At 64.7% G+C, this 714-nt stretch carries 1 protein-coding gene; it reads right to left on the bottom strand.

Features of this window, described 5'->3' with window-relative positions:
• Positions 1-20 precede the first annotated feature (20 nt).
• Complete coding sequence (locus AC3ERS_RS36590; protein ID WP_431972736.1) at positions 21-479, bottom strand: GNAT family N-acetyltransferase; 459 nt, start codon at positions 477-479, stop codon at positions 21-23.
• Positions 480-714: the final 235 nt, after the last annotated feature.

Raw genomic sequence — 714 nt, 5'->3', positions numbered from 1 at the left:
TCAGCTGACGGCAGGTCGAATCAGAGCCGCCTGCTGATCAGGCGACGACCATCGTTGTGGAAACCGCGTGCGAGATAGTAGGCGAACAAATGCCCGACATCGCGGCCGTTCGGCGCGATGACCAACTCCAGACACCGGCAACCTCGCTCGCGCGCCCACCCGACACTGTCCTCGATGAGCTGTCCGGCCAGCCCGCGGCGCCGCTCAGCAGGCACCACGAACAGATCCTCGAGTTCGGCAACCAGTCCACTCTCCAGACCGAAGCTGGTAGTGGTGACGGCGAACCCGAGCAGCCGATCCGCAGAATGCGCCACCGCGACTCGCGCCGCAGGCGAGGCGAGCAACGTCGCGAGGTTGCCACGCAACTCGGGTTCGCCGGTGGCGAAACCGTCCTCGGAGTAGAACGCGACGGCCAACGCCAACACAGGCGACAGATCGACGGGACCGGCGGCACGCACGGTGGCAGATGTGATCGTCATATCGTCAGTACACCCGAGCCGCCTGGATCGGAGAACCGATTTCCACTCGCCGCGTGGTCCCAATCGCCGGGCGCCCGCCGCTACTTGTTGCGGAGTAGAAGTACAACCATCACTCGAAAGGACGGCGCCTGATCATCGACATTCGAGGATGCTTGCCGACTTGGTGGTAGCGATGTGGTCGAAGACCGATCTGGGGACATCCGTCCGCGCCTGTTCCGGGTCCTCGGACCGGCGG

The sequence above is a fragment of the Nocardia sp. bgisy134 genome, assembly GCF_057708325.1.
This window is presented reverse-complemented; position numbering and strand designations above follow the sequence as displayed.